The sequence below is a fragment of the Variovorax sp. Root434 genome (assembly GCF_001426595.1).
In the GTDB taxonomy this organism is placed as follows: Bacteria; Pseudomonadota; Gammaproteobacteria; order Burkholderiales; family Burkholderiaceae_C; genus Variovorax.
Genome location: NZ_LMEK01000012.1, coordinates 39,094 through 53,975, shown reverse-complemented (window position 1 = coordinate 53,975; position 14,882 = coordinate 39,094). Strand labels below are relative to the sequence as shown.

Genomic DNA, 14,882 nt, shown 5'->3' with positions numbered 1-14,882 from the left:
GATGAGCGCAAGGCCAGGCGACCCTGTCGAACCGGCTGCAAGGGCCGGGGTCTTCCGCCAGGTCGGCGAGTTGCTCGGCGCCTTGCGCGTATCCCCGGTCGCGAAAACGCTTGTGGCGCTGATGGGCGCGATCGTCGTGGTCGTCGCGCTCACGGCGTATGGGCAGATCGAGCTCAACAGCTGGAACAAGCCGTTCTACGACGCGATCTCGCGCCGCGACCTGAGCGAATTCATCGTGCAGGTCGGCGTCTTCGCGGTGATTGCGGGCGTGCTGCTGGTCCTGAACGTCGCGCAGCGGTGGCTCGGCGAAACCCTGCAGCTGAAGCTGCGCGAGGCGGTAGTCAGTGACCTCGTGGGCCTGTGGCTGCAGCCGCGCCGGGCGTTCTGGCTCCAGGCCAGCGGCCCGATGGGTGCCCATCCGGATCAGCGCATGCACGACGACACGCTGAAGCTGTGCGATCTGTCGGTCACCCTCGGCGTGGGCCTGCTGCAGGCCACGATGCTGTTCGGCAGCTTCGCGAGCGTGCTGTGGGTGCTCTCCAAGGACTTCAGCATCTTCTTCGACGGCCAGGACCATGTGTTGCCGGGCTTCATGTTGTGGGCGGCGATTGTCTATGCGGTGGCCGGCTCGCTGGTCACCTACTGGGTCGGCAACGGCCTGATCTCGCGCAACGCCGAGCGCTACGCGCGTGAAGGCGAACTGCGCTTCTCGCTGACGCGCATCAACGAGCATCTGGACGGCATCTCCCTGGCCGGCGGCGAGGCCGATGAGAAGCGTCGCGTCGCCATGCATTTCGGCGACGTGCTGCGCGCCACGTCGCGCGTGGTGCTCGGGCTGACCAACCTGACCTGGGTCACCGCGGGCTTCGGCTGGATCACCATCATCGCGCCGACGCTGGTGGCCGCACCGCTGTATTTCTCGGGGAAGGTTTCGTTCGGCGGCCTGATGATGGCTGCCGCGGCCTTCACGCAGGCGCAGTCGTCGCTGCGCTGGTTCGTCGACAACTTCAGCATCATTGCCGACTGGCGCGCCACGCTGCTGCGCGTCACCGACCTGCGCCGGATGCTGGCGTCCGACCTGGAGGCACGGGCGAGCGGCAGTCGCATCGCCTATGAGGAGGGCGAAGGCGGGACGCTCGCGGTCGAAGCGCTGGAGGTTCGCTCCTGGAGCGGCCACGATCGGCTGGACGTCTCGGGCCTGGTCGTGCAGCGCGGCCAGCGCGTGCTCATCCTCGGCACGCCGGGCGCCGAGAAGACCCTGCTGTTCCGATCGCTCGCGGGCCTCTGGCCCTGGGGCTCCGGCACCGTGCGCCGGCCCGGCGGCGAGACGATCCACTACATGCCGCGCGGCACGCCCTACATTCCCCGCGGCACGCTGGCCGAGGTGCTGTCGTACGCGATGGAGCCGACGACCTATCCCAGAGACGCCATGGCGGCCGCGCTGGCGAGCGTGGGACTCCAGCGCCTGGAACCCTTGCTCGACAGGACGGGCCGCTGGGAAAGCGAGCTCAGCATGGACGAGCAGTTGCGGCTGGGCTTCGCCCGCGTGGTGCTGCAGGCGCCGCCCTGGCTGGTGATGGACGAGGCCTTCGGCGCATTCGACGACGACACGCTCGAACTCATCATCAGCGTGCTGGGCAAGCTCACCCACACGGGCATCATTCACATAGGCTCGGCCGGCGAGGCGCACGACCGGCTGTTCACGCAGGTGGTTCATCTGGTCAAAGCGCCGCACGCCGTGCCCGAGGAGCAGCGACCATGAGACGCCCCGTGTCAACCGTCAGCCGTGCGCGCCGCGCCCTCATGCGGCTGGCTCTTGCGCTGCCCGCCTGGCCCACCGGGTCGCGGGCGGCTGATTTCGGCTTCCGGCCGCCGCGCGACCCGGACGATGCCGCCGCGGCGGACCTGATGCGGGACTTGGCCGAGCGCATCCTGCCGGTGTACCAGGACGCGGACACCGACTCCTTCCTGGCCAACGTCACCGCCCTGCAGATCGTCAGCGGCGCCTACCGTGCGGCCTACGACAGCAGCCGCGCCCTGCGCGATCGGCGCCAGGGCAAGCCCTTCGACGGCCTGGTCGAGCGTGCGATCCTCGATGGCATCTATGCGAATGCGCGCATGCTCGAGGCGGACGGGCGCCTCGGCTTCGCCGAAGCCTACGCGCGCTCGTTCCATGAGCTGGTGTCGCCGCTCGACAACGCGCAGGCCCAGGCCATCATGGCGCGGCTCGAGATTCCGCCGGCCACGTACAGGGAGCCGCTGCGCCAGGCCTTCGATCTCTGGCGCGCGAAGGGCAGCCTCCCGGAGGCCGAGGCCCTGGCGCTTGTGCGAACCTGGCTCTCGTACCAGTCGCGCCGCAGCTTCAGTGCGCTGCTGCCCGAATTGTTCGCCGCGCAAAACGGCAGCCGCTACGTGGCGGAGGCCGACGTCAGGATTCCCGTGCGGGGCGGCGTCATCCATGCCAGCGTGGTCCGGCCCGGCCGCATGGATGGCGCGCTGTCGACGCTGCTGCGCTTCACGCTCGACCCGGCCGAGGACGACGCCAGGCGCAGCGCCGCCGGAGGCTACGTCGGCGTCACGGCCTACGTGCGCGGACGCACGCCCGACGGCAAGGGTGCCGTGTGGCCCTTCATTCGCGACGGCGAAGATGCCGCCGCCGTCATCGAATGGATCGCTCGGCAGGCGTGGAGCGACGGCCGCGTTGCCATGCTCGGCGATGGCTACTCCGGCTACGCCGCGTGGGCCGCCGCGCGCAGGAGACCGGCGGCACTCAAGGCCATCGCCACCATCGCGCCGATGGCACCGGGCATCGACTTCCCGATGGCCGGACAGATCTTTCGCAACGCCATGGTCCGATGGGCGCAGGAGCACGCGGATGCCGAGCCCCTGCAGGCCGGCATCGATGCCGACGCCGGCCCGGACGCGGTATGGCAGGCACTCGACGCGCGCTGGTATCGCGGCAATCGCCCCTACTGGGACATCGACCGCGTCCTGCTGGGCAAGCGCAGCAGGCTGATCCGAGCCTGGCTGACGCACCCGAGCCACGACCGCTACTGGCAGAAGTTCCTGCCGTCGGCGGAGCAGTTCGCGCGCATCGACATCCCGGTGCTCAGCTTCGCCGGCTACTACGGCGCCGACGCCGGCGCGCTCTACTTCCACCACGAGCATCTTCGCAACCGGCCGCAGGCCGACACGACGCTGCTGCTCGGCCCCTACGACGCGACCTCGATCCGCCGCGGCACGGCGCCGGCGCTGCGCGGCTACACGCTGGACCCCGTCGCGCGCATCGACCTGCCCGAACTGCGCTATCAATGGCTCGACCACATCCTGAAGGGCGCGAACAAGCCTGCTCTGCTGCTGGATCGCATCAACTACCAGCTGATGGGCGCGGACCAGTGGCGCCATGTGCCGACGCTGGACGCGCCGGAGCGCACCCGGCTGCGCCTCTATCTCGACACCGATGGGCGCGACGACCCGCACCGCCTGTTGCCGTCGCCGTCCGAAGGCGGTGGCAGCGCGCGGCTCGCCGTTGATCTCGCCGATCGGCGAGATGTAAGCATGCCGTGGCCCGACGCGCTGCGCGTGAAGGAAGTGCCGACGCGCAACGGCATCAGCTTTGTCAGTGACCCGCTGCCTGCGGACACCGAGATCGCCGGCAGCCTGCGTGGCGTGTTCGACATTACGCCCTCGCGGCAGGACGTGGACTTCAACATCTCGCTGTACGAGCAGACGGCGAGCGGCGAATACCAGCTGCTGTTCGACCCCTACGACTTCCGCGCCAGCTACGCCGGCCATCGCGTGCGCCGCCGGCTACTTCGGGCCGGCGAGCGTCAGCTGCTGGCCTTCACCACCGAGCGTGTCACCGCTTGCAGGCTTGCGGCGGGCAGCCGCATCGTGCTGGTGATCGCCCTCAACAGGCGCCCCGACCGGCAGGTTAACTACGGCAGCGGCAAGGACGTGAACTCGGAAACCATTGCCGACGCGAAGTGGCCCGTGCGCGTGCGCTGGCATGCGCGCAGCTACGTCGAGATCCCGACCGGCAAGCCTTGATTTTTCATCGTGTCGTCGGGCCCTTGTCGTTCGCCGAGCCGATGACCACGCCTTCGCAGGGCGCCAGCACCAGCGGCCCTTCGATCGATTCGGCGCGCACAGGATCGGTCGATGCCAGCACGATCGGCTGGCGCGGCACCAGCGCGGGCGGCACTGGCGCCGGAGTGGCGCCGAAGTTCAGTATCACCACCAGCCGCTGTCCTTCGCTCTCGCGCGCGTAAGCGAGCATCTCGTCCCCGGCTTCGAGCGCTTCATAGGTACCTCGGTGCAGCGCAGGCTGCGCGCGGCGCAATGCGATGAGGCGCCTGTAGAGCGTCAGCATGGAGCCCGGATCGTGCGACTGCGCTTCGACGTTGTGCATGCGCCAATCGGATGCGAGGCGCAGCCACGGGATTCCCGTCGTGAAGCCGGCGTGCGCTGCGGCGCTCCACTGCATGGGCGTTCTCTCCGGGTCGCGGCCCAGGCCCATGCCGGGCTTGTTCTTCTCGAACGGGTCCTGCACTTCGTCGGCAGGAATGGGGACGTCCGTCATGCCGATCTCGTCGCCGTAGTAGAGCGTCGGCGTGCCGCGCAGCGTGAGCAGCAGCATGGCCGCGAGCCGCGCCATCCGTGGCCCGACGCGGCTTGCAATGCGGGACCTGTCGTGATTGCCCAGCACCCAATTCGGCTGGGCGCCGGCGGGCAAGGCGGCTTCGTAGTCGCGCACCACGCGGTCGATGCGCGCGGCCTGCCACTCGGTCCCGATCAGCTGGAAGTTGAAGGGCAGCTGCACGCCCTCGAGCACGCCCTTGGCGTTGAGGCCGTAGTAGGCGACCAGGCGCGCGAGCGGCAGGTAGAGCTCGCCGATGAGCACGCGCGACGAGCGCGCATCGCTGAACTCGTCGACCACGCGGCGCATCTCAGCAACGATGGGCTGCACCTCCGGCAGGTCCGTGTTGTAGAGCATCGTCAAGCGCAGAAACGGGTCCTGCCCTTCGACGAAATCCGGATTCGGCGGGTTGTCGCGGAACTGCTCGTCCTTGACGATCTGCGAGAGCACGTCGACGCGGAATCCGTCGACGCCGCGCCGAAGCCAGAAACGCAGCACCTCGTACATCGCGGCGCGCACTTCGGGGTTGCGCCAGTTGAGGTCGGGCTGCTCCTTCAGGAACGAATGGGCGTAGTACTGGCCGGTGGTCGCATCGAAGCTCCAGGCCGGACCGCCGAAATTGCCGAGCCAGTTGTTGGGTGGCCCGCCGTCGGGCGCCGGGTCGCGCCAGATGTACCAGTCGCGCCGCGCATCACTGCGTGCGCTGCGGCTTTGCACGAACCACGGATGGCGGTCCGACGTGTGGTTGGGCACGAAGTCCAGGATGAGCTTGAGCCCCTTCGCGTTGGCCTCCTGCACCAGTGCATCGAAGCCATCGAGCGTGCCGAAGCACGGATCGATGTCGCAGAAATCTGAGATGTCGTAGCCGAAGTCGGCCATCGGCGAGGGATAGATCGGCGAGATCCAGACGGCATCGACGCCGAGCGAGACCAGATGATCCAGCCGGGCGCGGATTCCGTCGAGGTCTCCGATGCCATCGCCGTTGCTGTCCTGGAACGAACGCGGGTAGACCTGATAGACGATTCCGCACTTCCACCAGTCGTCAGCTGACATCTTGATTCCCTCATGCTTGGCTTCGAGCGGGGCCATTGTCTCCAGAAACCGTGCGGCCCATGGCGAGCGCCAGGCTCAGCCCTCACCGTTTTCCGGCAGCCTCGCAATCACCTTGATCTCGAACTTGAATCCGTAGAGCCAGGTCACCCCGATCCCCGTCAGCGTCGGGTGCGGCGCACTGCCCCAGTACTCCGGCACCACCTTCCAGACCGTCTCGAAGTTCGACTCCGGATTGACGATGAACACCGTGACGTCGACCACGTCGTCGAACGTGCAGTTCGCCGCCGCAAGGATCGCATTCAGGTTCTCGAACGCCAGCCGGACCTGCGCCTCCAGATCGGGCTCCGGCGAGCCATCGGGGCGGCTGCCGACCTGCCCCGACACGAACAGGAAACCGTTGGACCGGATCGCCGGCGAGTAGCGATTCTTTTCGTAGAGCGCCTGGCGCCCGGGCGGAAAAACGACGTCGCGCTGAGTCATGGATGGATGGCCTTCTCGAAGAAATAACGAGGAAGGGACTTTAGGGAGCCGCGCCTTCCGGATAAACGGGCAAGGCCAACAATCACTGTTTGCAGAACCCAAACAATCCGCGAATCCGCAGGAGCAGCACCCATGGACCGTTTCGATGCAATGCAGGCTTTCGCCCGCGTGGTGGAAGCAGGCAGCTTCACCAAGGCGGCCGAGACGCTTCACATGAGCAAGACCAGCGTGACTCAGTTGGTTCAGCAGCTCGAAGCGAGGCTGCGCGTGAAGCTGCTCAACCGCACGACGCGCAAGGTCAACGTCACTGCCGACGGCGCGGCCTACTACGAGCGCGTAGTGCGCCTGCTGGCCGACATGGACGATGCCGAGACCAGCCTCTCGGGCGCCTCGGCATCGCCCAGGGGCCGGTTGCGCGTGGACGTGCCCAGCCCGCTGGCGCGCACGATCCTGGTGCCGGCGCTGCCCGCCTTCCACGCGCGCTACCCCGACATCCAGCTCGACATGGGCGTGAGCGATCGCATGGTGGACCTGATCGGCGAGAACGTGGACTGCGTGGTGCGCGGCGGCGAACTCACCGACCAGTCGCTCATGGCGCGCCGCGTGGGCGACCTGCAGCTCGGCGTGTATGCGGCGCCGAGCTACCTTGAACTCGCCGGCACGCCCTCGCACCCTCGGGAGCTGGAAGACACGCATCACCGCATCGTGGGCTTCCTATGGTCGCGCAACGGCAAGACCTTTCCGTACACCATGCGCCGCGATGGCGAGCACATCGGGGTGCAGGGCCGCTACGTGCTGTCGGTCGACGACGGCAATGCCTACCTCGCGGCAGGTCTGGCCGGACTCGGCATCCTTTGGCTGCCGGACTACTTGGCCAAGGCGCACCTGGCGAACGGCGAACTGGTACCTCTGTTCGAGGGCTGGCAGCTCGACCCGATGCCGCTGTACATCGCGTTTCCGCCGAACCGGCACGTCAGCGCCAAGCTGCGCGTGTTCATCGATTGGGTGGCCGGGCTGATGGCGCTGCATGCGCCCATCAGCGGCCGGCGCGATTCATGAAAGCGGGAGAGTGGACAGCTCGCGCAGCCGCTGATGCGCAGCACCATCCCATGCAATGGGCTGCTGGTTCTTCGCACTCAGGTAGTGGTGCGTGAAGACCGCGAGGTAGGCCTCCAGCGTTTGCTCGGCGGCGTATTCACCCGCCAGGTTCATGCACAGCGCGGCCACCTCGCTCGTGCAGAAATGATCGTCGCGGCCGGAGCGGCGCAGCTTGTATTGCGTGATCTGCTCCGGCTGTAGGCTCAGCACGGGCAGCAGGTCGAGGTAAGGGCTCCTGCTGAACATCTTGCGCGCCTCGGCCCAGGTCCCGTCGAACAGGATGAAGAGCGGGCGTTTTGCGGTGCCGCCACGGGTTGGATCGGGCGACGAGACACTGGCGACCACCCGCTCGGGCGCCGCGTACTGCCCCGGGAACACCACGTACGGTTGCCATTGCGGATCGCTCAGCAAGGCCAGCAGCGCGGGGTCGGTGTCGGTGCGCATCCAGCCGAAGGCGAAGGTATCGGCCACCACGTCTGCAATCAGCCAACCCGTGTTGGTCGGCTTGAGCGGCTCGATGTCGGCCATGAGCAGGCACACTCCCGCGCGTGTTGCCACCGACGGGCGCACTGCGCACATGCAGTGGCTGGGCACCAGCCGGCAGCCGGCGCAGCGCTCGCGCTTGAAGCCCCCGCGGGCCAGAAAGGGTTTGGCGCTTCGCGCCAGGCGCGCGGCACGAAGGAGGGAAACGGCGTGGGGCATGCGGGGATTCTCTGCGGTGACAATGCGGGAATGGCCAAAGGCAAACGAATTTCCGCAGAGATCGGGGGCGACGCTATTCAAGCGATCAAGGAGCTGGGCGCTGCCGCCAAGCTGGCGCGCACGAGTGCCGGCGAGGGCCAGGCCGCCGCTGCCGCACGCCTGGGCGTTCACGTACAGACCATCGCACGGATCGAATCGGGCGAGCCAGGCGTCGCCATCGGGCATGTGCTCGGCATGCTGGCTCTTTACGGAATCTCGACGAAGCTGCAGCACCCGGACGCAGGCGGGTCGGCCTAGCGCCGGTCTTCGGTCTTTCGAAACAGCACCTGCACTTCGGCTGCGCGCGCCCTCAACTGGCCGCATCCGCCGTCGACATCCTGGCCGGCTGAGTTACGCAGCTTCGTCAGGATGCCCCGCTCGTGCAGCGTGCGGGCCATCTGTTCGCAACGCTCCCACGACGGGCGGCTGAACGCCACGCCATCGACCGCGTTGAAGGGAATCATGTTCAGCACCCCGTACTTGCCGGAGAGCAGCTGGACGATGCCTTCGATCTCATCCTGCCCGTCATTGACGCCTTCCAGCAGCGTCCACTGGTACTGGATCGGGTAGCCGGTGGCCCGCGCATAGCGCTCGCCCGCGGCGACCAGCTCTTCGGGCGTCATGTTCGGCGCGCGTGGCAGGAGCTTGCGGCGCAGTTCGGCCTTGGTCGTGTGCAACGAGAGCGCCAGCGCAGGCTTCACGCGTTCCTGGTGCAGCCTTTCGAACGCGCGTGGATCGCCCACGGTGGAGAACACCAGGTTCTTGTGGCCGACGTTGCCCACCGTGCCGAGCAGGTCGATCGCCTCCATCACGTTGTCGAGGTTGTGGGCCGGTTCGCCCATGCCCATGAACACCACCTTGCGCACCGGCCGCCGCATGCGCGCGAGGGCGACCTGGGCAATGATCTCGGCGCTTCCCACCTGGCGCAGCAAGCCTTCGCGGCCGGTCATGCAGAACTGGCACCCGACGGCGCAACCGACCTGCGAGGAGACGCACAGGCCATCGCGGGGCAGCAACACGCTCTCCACGGTCTGGCCGTCCGCGAGGGCAACGAGCAGCCGCTCGGAACCATCGGCACCGGGATGCACCGCGTGGATGCGCGCCAGCCCCGCAAGCTCGGCTTCGATGGACGGCAAGGCGGCCAGCAACGACGACGGGAAGAAGGTCCCCGGCAGGCGCCTGCCGCTGTCCCGGGGCAGCGCATGGGACCACAGCCGCAGGATGCGTTGTTCGTGGCTGGGGCCGGCTCCGGCTTCGCGCAGTCGGCGTTTCAGTTCGTGGATTCGCATGCTGGGGCAGATTGTGCACGGCAGCCGGTCCGCCGCCGGTCATCGGGCAAGGAACGCAAGCGCCTTGCTCAGGAAGTCGACGTGGAACTGGAACACCGCGCCGTGGCCCGAATCCGGATAGATGACGAGCTCGCTGTTCGGAAGCCGCTGCGCCAGATCGTACGTGTTCTTGCTCGGAACCATGCGATCGCTGTCGCCGTTGGCGACGAGAACGGGATGGTGGATCTTCGACAGGTCCACGGGCTTCTTCGCGCCCCACCGGCGCAGCGCCTTCAGCTGCGCCTGCAGCGCGGCCACGGTGATTTCCTTGTCACGGTTCGCGGAGCGTTCCTTCAAGCGCTGCAGGAACTCCTTGCCGGCACGGATGCCGGCGGGGGTCCTGGTGAAGAACAGGAACTGCTTCGGATCCTGGCGCGTGAGCAAGCCTCGGAGCATGTCGAGGTAAGTCACGCGGGCCACCTTGCCGATGCCTTCGCCGCCGGCGGGGCCTGTGCCCGTGATGATCATCCTGCGCACGAGCCCCGGCTCCATCAGCACGATTTCCTGCGCGATCATTCCGCCCATCGAGAACCCGAAGAGGTCGACCTGTTCGAGCCCCATGGCCTTGATGAAGGTAATGGCGTCCCTGGCCATCTCTTCCATCGAAGACGCCGGCTTGCCGCTGGATGCGCCAACGCCCCGGTTGTCGAACGTGATCACGCGATGCCTTGCCGCGAGTCCGTCGACGACCCGAGGGTCCCAGTTGTCCAGGACAGCCGCCAGGTGGATCAGGCACACGAGCGGCGTACCAGGGTTGTCCGCACCGAGCTCCCGGTAGGCGAACTCCACGCCACCTGCAGTGACCGTCCGCGTTGGAACGTCTTTCCAGGTGACTTTCGATGTCTGCGGCGTAGTCATGATGCCGCCATCAGGCTGCAAGAGCCGGATAGTCGGTATAGCCCTTCGGGCCGGGCGTATAGAACGTCGCCATGTCCACGGCATTCAACGCCGCATCGGCCCGCAGCCGCTCCACCAGATCGGGGTTGGCGAGGAACGGGCGGGCGAAGGCGATGAGATCGGCCTGGCCGGCCTTGAGCGCACTGGCGGCGCTTGCGCGGTCGAAACCGCCCGCAAGGATGAACAGCCCCCGGAACGCAGTGCGAAGCTGCGACTTCAACTCGGCGGGCACCGGCGGCGCACCCATGGCCGAATGGTCGAGCAGGTGCAGGTATTGCAGGCCCAGCTCCGACAGCGCCTGGGTGAGCGCCAGGTATTGGGCTTGCACATCGGCAAAGGCGCCCGTGCTGTTGAACACGCCATGGGGCGACAGCCGGATCCCGACGCGATGGGCGCCGATGGCCGCCGCCGTCGCTCGGGCAACTTCGAGCGCAAAGCGATTGCGGCCTTCGATGCTGCCGCCATAGGCGTCGGTGCGCTGGTTCACATTGGCGTTGAGGAACTGCTCGATCAGGTAGCCGTTCGCGGCGTGCAGCTCGACGCCGTCGAATCCCGCTTCGATGGCCAGTTGCGCCGATTTCGCGTATTCGCCTACAGCGTGGTCGATGTCGGCCGCAGACATCGCTCGCGGCGCGCTGTGCGGCTGCATGCCTTGTGCGTCGGTGTGCATCTCGCCGGGGCAGGCGTCTGCCGTTGGCCCGAGCACTTCCGCCCCTGCCGGCAAGTTGGCCGCGTGGGTCACGCGGCCGGTGTGCATGAGCTGCACGAAGATCTTGCCGCCCCGGGCGTGGACCGCGTCCGTGACCGCTTTCCAGCCGCGCACCTGCGTATCGTTGAAGAGTCCGGGGATGCGTGCGTAGCCCAGGCCGTTGGGCGACGGCGAAACGCCCTCGGTGACGATCAGGCCCGCCGAGGCGCGCTGGGCATAGTACTCGGCCATCAACGCGTTGGGGGTGTTGGCTTCGACGGCGCGGCTGCGCGTCATTGGTGCCATGACGATGCGATTGGCGAGTTGGAGAGAAGCGGTAGCCAGGGGTTCGAAAAGCATGGGAATCCTTTGGATGGATGGGTTGTTCGAGGAATGCCTGCCTCAGGACGCCTGCGGCAGGTAGCTCGGCCGGGCCGCCGTCATCCCTTGTTTGACCTGCTGAGTGAGCTCATCGGCCAGCACTTCGTCGAGGCCCGATTCGAGTCCGTCGAGCGCGCGCTTGACGATTTCCTCCGGGCTGGACTTCGGCACCTCGAACCCGCGCGTCAGATCGGTATCGACGTAGGCCATGTGCAGCCCCAGCACCTGCGTCTTCTGCTGCGCCAGTTCGTTGCGCAGTGCATTGGTAAGCGACCAGGCCGCAGACTTGCTGGCCGAATAGGCGGCCAGTTCGCCGCCGTTCACCCACGAGGCGACCGACAACACGTTGAGCAACGCGCCGCCGCCGTTGGCCTTGAGGATCGGCGCAAAAGCCTTGCTCATGCGCAGCACGGCGAAGAAGTTGGTCTCGAAGATGCGCCGTGCCACGTCTTCGCTATCGGCTGCGAGAAAGCCGCCGGGCTGTGCAATGCCGGCGTTGTTGATCACGAGCGTCACATCCGACGCCAGCTCCGCGGCGGCCGCCACGTCCTCCGGCTTGTTGACGTCGAGCCGCAAGGGCTGCACACCGGCTTGCATGACGGTGACGGGGTCGCGCGCACCGGCGTAGACCTTGCGGGCGCCACGGGCGAGCAACTCGCGCGCAAAGGCCAGGCCAATGCCGCGATTGGCCCCGGTAACGAGGACGACAGCGTTTTCGATCTTCATGGGAGACTCCAAAAAATGAGTTGGTTGGGAATCGGGTTCACTTGACTTTGATGACGACCTTGCCCTTCGCGCGGCCAGACTCGACATAGGCCAGGGCCTCGTTGGTCGCCTCGAAAGGAAAGACCCGGTCCATCACGGGGCGGATGGCCCCGGCCTCGATGAGCCGGGTGATCTCGCGCAGTTGGCCTCCGTTCGCCCTCATGAAGAGGAACGAGTAGCCAATGCCTCGGCTTTTCGCCCTTCGCCTGATGCCCGAGCTCAGCAGCCGCATGACCAGTTTCACGAACCCGGGTGCCGAGACTTCCTTGCTGAATTCGGGGTCCGGCGGCCCGGAGATGGAAATGAGCTTTCCGCCGGGCTTGAGCACGCGAAGAGACTTCTCGAGCGTCTTGCCATCCTGGCTGTTCAGGACCACGTCGTAGTCGCGCAGCACATCCTCGAAGTCCTGCGTCTTGTAGTCGATGACCACGTCTGCGCCCAGGCTCTTCACAAGCGCGACGTTGCCTGCGCTCGTCGTCGTGGCGACGGTTGCGCCCAGATGCTTGGCCAACTGGATGGCGAAAGTGCCCACGCCGCCGGAGCCCGCCTGAATGAAGACCTTCTGCCCCTTCTTCAGCTTGGCCTTCTCGACCAGCGCCTGCCATGCCGTCAGGCCCACCAGGGGGATGGAGGCGGCTTCGACCATCGTGAGGCCCTTGGGCCGGAGCGCGAGCGATGCCTCCTTGACCGCAACGAATTCGGCGAAGGTGCCGATCCGGAAATCATCCGGCCGCGCATACACCTCGTCGCCGGGCCTGAACTGCTGCACGCGCCGGCCCACCTCGACCACCACGCCAGCCACGTCGTGGCCCAGGACCAGCGGCAGGCGATAGGGCAGGATGAGCTTGAACTCTCCGTCCCTGATCTTGGCGTCCAGCAGGTTCACGCCGGCGGCATGAACCTCGACCAGGACTTCGTCGTCGCCCAGTTCGAGGATCGGCATTTCCGCCGACCGCAACGCGCGCTTTTTCCCGTAGCGCTCCAGCACAAATGCTTTCATGGTCTTCCTTGTTTCTCCGTCAATAAACACTGCATTTGGCATGATGATCATCATACTTAAAGGCGAACAAAAGGGCGGCATCCATCCATCAACGGATTCAGTTGCCGACGGAGGTCAGGTGCTTGAGCGCGGACTCGCGCAGGCTGTCAGACAGCGCAGGCTCGTCGACTGCACGCGCCAGCAACAAGGCGCCCACCATGGTGGAGAGGGTCACGAGTGCCCGTTCGTGGGCTCCAGGCTGTCCCCAGTCCGGCAACTGGCGGGCGACGAGGTCGATCATTTCCTTGATGTGCCGGGTCGCTACACGGCGCACTTCGGGAGCCTGCCGCGAGGTCTCGGAACCCAGCGCGGCCAGGGGGCAGCCTATGTCGACATTCTCGAGATGCTCCCTGGAGAGATAGGCGCTCAGCATGGATGCGAGCGCCGTGCCGGGGGGCACGCCGGCCACGACGTCGGCCGCGGCGGCAGCGGACTCCGCGCACGCCCTCCCCGCCGCTTCGGCCAGCATGGTCTCGCGCGACGCGAAGTGGGCATAGAAGGCGCCATGCGTCAGGCCGGCTTCCTTCATGATGTCCGAGACCCCGGTGCCGTCGTAGCCGCTGCGACGGATCGCGCGGGCGGCTACGGACACGATGCGCTCGTGCGTTGCATCCTTGGCGGCAGCTCTGGTGTTGGGCCTGATATTTCGCATGACGTGCATCATACAACATTCGTATGCCATGCGCACTGCGGCACGGTTTGGCCTCGGCCAGCGACCGCCCGGCTGCGGCCGCCTCCCGATCAGGCTGTGACGGCAACCCCATTCCGCTCGAGCACCTCCAGCAGCTTCGGAATATCAGGCGGCCCCGCCGGAATCTCGCGATCGATCGCGGTGAACATCTGGGCGGCCAAGGCGCCCTCCCCGGTGATCTCGAGCATCTGCCCGCCGCCCTTGCCGTAGTGAAAGCCATGCACCGTTCCACGCGGTACATGGACGAGCGTGCCGGGCTGGCACATGTGCGCGTGGCCGTCGCAGAGAAACTCGACCTCGCCTCCGAGGACGTAGAAGGCTTCGTCCCAGTCGTGGCTGTGCGGCGGTGGCCCCGTGCCTTCGTCACCCCGTTGGAAGGTGATGCCATAGCTCTGCGTCGTCGCATTCGACGCCAGCACGGTCACCTGCGTGCCGAGCACGTTCAGAGGAACTTCACGCTGGCCGGGCGTCAGGACAAAGTACGGAATCGTCATGGTCAATTCCTCCAACGCGGGCCAATGATTCTGCGCGCCGCATGGAGGGGGCACAAGCTGTCAGGCGGCGCGGAGGGTACCCTCCTGCGTCAGCGCCTCGCATTGGCTTTCGATGCGGGCATGAAGCAGGCCCAGCGACACCGAGAGAAACCGCTGCAGCGCGCTGCGCTGGCATGCGTCGAAGAGCGGCGCGGGGTCTGCGTCGGACAAGGCGGCATCGCGGCGGTCTTCGTCCCAGGCGAGCAGTTGGACCAGCGTGTGTGCGCCCTGCACGGCGTCGCGTGCGTCATTGAGGAATGCGGCTTGGCTTTGTTGCGAGGGGCCGAGCCGCTCGGCTTGTACCCATTCGAAGGATTTGAATTGGGCGGTAGGACGATATGGCGTGCAGGAGCAGCCGGCGTTTGAAGCATGGGCCATGGGGCCTCCAAGGATGTCGATTTGCAACAACCGACGCCCTCGCTTCCAAACGAAGGCGGCAGCTCGAACGGGTTGGAAGACCGGGACATCCTTGCGGAAACCGGCAGGGCGCGAGCCCTCCCGCTCGAGCCGCCAAAAAGAGGCACGAACGAAAAAGCCGCAGACCATGTG

At 66.8% G+C, this 14,882-nt stretch carries 15 protein-coding genes; 4 read left to right on the top strand and 11 right to left on the bottom strand.

Annotation, left to right across the window (positions count from 1 at the left end; all coding sequences use genetic code 11):
* The first annotated feature begins 1 nt into the window (after position 1).
* Both ASD05_RS10835 and ASD05_RS10830 read left to right on the top strand, forming a co-directional pair.
* On the top strand, positions 2 to 1,762 hold the full coding sequence (locus ASD05_RS10835; protein WP_056591665.1) for an ABC transporter ATP-binding protein/permease: 1,761 nt from the start codon (positions 2 to 4) through the stop codon (positions 1,760 to 1,762).
* Positions 1,759 to 4,050: a CocE/NonD family hydrolase gene (locus ASD05_RS10830; RefSeq protein ID WP_056591662.1), complete on the top strand. Its 2,292-nt coding sequence runs from the start codon at positions 1,759 to 1,761 to the stop codon at positions 4,048 to 4,050. Before ASD05_RS10835 ends, ASD05_RS10830 begins: the two co-directional genes overlap by 4 nt.
* A gap of 4 nt (positions 4,051 to 4,054) precedes the next feature.
* On the opposite strand, the gene ASD05_RS10825 is transcribed toward ASD05_RS10830, so the two are convergent.
* Positions 4,055 to 5,692 carry an alpha-amylase family glycosyl hydrolase gene (locus ASD05_RS10825; RefSeq protein WP_056594240.1) on the bottom strand — a complete coding sequence of 546 codons (1,638 nt, stop codon included), beginning with the start codon at positions 5,690 to 5,692 and terminating at the stop codon, positions 4,055 to 4,057.
* Between the two features lie 75 nt (positions 5,693 to 5,767).
* Entirely contained in the window at positions 5,768 to 6,172 is a 405-nt protein-coding gene (locus ASD05_RS10820; RefSeq protein ID WP_056591659.1) for a RidA family protein, read from the bottom strand.
* A gap of 132 nt (positions 6,173 to 6,304) precedes the next feature.
* Here ASD05_RS10820 and ASD05_RS10815 point away from each other — a divergent pair, with 132 nt between their 5' ends.
* Positions 6,305 to 7,231: a LysR family transcriptional regulator gene (locus ASD05_RS10815; protein ID WP_056591655.1), complete on the top strand. Its 927-nt coding sequence runs from the start codon at positions 6,305 to 6,307 to the stop codon at positions 7,229 to 7,231.
* Here the strand turns inward: ASD05_RS10815 and ASD05_RS10810 are convergent.
* Entirely contained in the window at positions 7,226 to 7,972 is a 747-nt protein-coding gene (locus ASD05_RS10810) for a tRNA-uridine aminocarboxypropyltransferase (RefSeq protein WP_056591652.1), read from the bottom strand. The two genes, ASD05_RS10815 and ASD05_RS10810, sit on opposite strands and share 6 nt — an antisense overlap.
* Positions 7,973 to 8,002: 30 nt before the next feature.
* Between ASD05_RS10810 and ASD05_RS10805 the strand changes: the two genes are divergently transcribed.
* A complete protein-coding gene (locus ASD05_RS10805) occupies positions 8,003 to 8,269 on the top strand; it encodes a helix-turn-helix domain-containing protein (RefSeq protein ID WP_056591650.1) in 267 nt (88 codons plus the stop codon).
* Here the strand turns inward: ASD05_RS10805 and ASD05_RS10800 are convergent.
* The 8 genes from ASD05_RS10800 to ASD05_RS10765 all read right to left on the bottom strand — a co-directional run bounded on the left by ASD05_RS10800 (position 8,266) and on the right by ASD05_RS10765 (position 14,738).
* Complete coding sequence (locus tag ASD05_RS10800) at positions 8,266 to 9,300, bottom strand: RNA methyltransferase (protein ID WP_056591647.1); 1,035 nt, start codon at positions 9,298 to 9,300, stop codon at positions 8,266 to 8,268. The two genes, ASD05_RS10805 and ASD05_RS10800, sit on opposite strands and share 4 nt — an antisense overlap.
* 39 nt (positions 9,301 to 9,339) lie before the next feature.
* A complete protein-coding gene (locus tag ASD05_RS10795; protein ID WP_056594236.1) occupies positions 9,340 to 10,197 on the bottom strand; it encodes an alpha/beta fold hydrolase in 858 nt (285 codons plus the stop codon).
* A gap of 10 nt (positions 10,198 to 10,207) precedes the next feature.
* Entirely contained in the window at positions 10,208 to 11,284 is a 1,077-nt protein-coding gene (locus ASD05_RS10790; protein WP_056591644.1) for an alkene reductase, read from the bottom strand.
* 42 nt (positions 11,285 to 11,326) lie between these two features.
* Positions 11,327 to 12,031: an SDR family oxidoreductase gene (locus tag ASD05_RS10785; protein WP_056591641.1), complete on the bottom strand. Its 705-nt coding sequence runs from the start codon at positions 12,029 to 12,031 to the stop codon at positions 11,327 to 11,329.
* Between the two features lie 37 nt (positions 12,032 to 12,068).
* Positions 12,069 to 13,070, bottom strand: coding sequence for an NADP-dependent oxidoreductase (locus ASD05_RS10780; RefSeq protein WP_056591638.1), 1,002 nt, complete (start codon positions 13,068 to 13,070; stop codon positions 12,069 to 12,071).
* 97 nt (positions 13,071 to 13,167) lie between these two features.
* A complete protein-coding gene (locus ASD05_RS10775; RefSeq protein WP_056591636.1) occupies positions 13,168 to 13,773 on the bottom strand; it encodes a TetR/AcrR family transcriptional regulator in 606 nt (201 codons plus the stop codon).
* 77 nt (positions 13,774 to 13,850) lie between these two features.
* Entirely contained in the window at positions 13,851 to 14,294 is a 444-nt protein-coding gene (locus ASD05_RS10770) for a cupin domain-containing protein (protein WP_056591634.1), read from the bottom strand.
* 60 nt (positions 14,295 to 14,354) lie between these two features.
* The gene (locus tag ASD05_RS10765) at positions 14,355 to 14,738 is read right to left on the bottom strand and encodes a hypothetical protein (RefSeq protein WP_321165349.1); all 384 of its coding nucleotides are present in this window, start codon (positions 14,736 to 14,738) and stop codon (positions 14,355 to 14,357) included.
* Positions 14,739 to 14,882 lie beyond the last annotated feature (144 nt).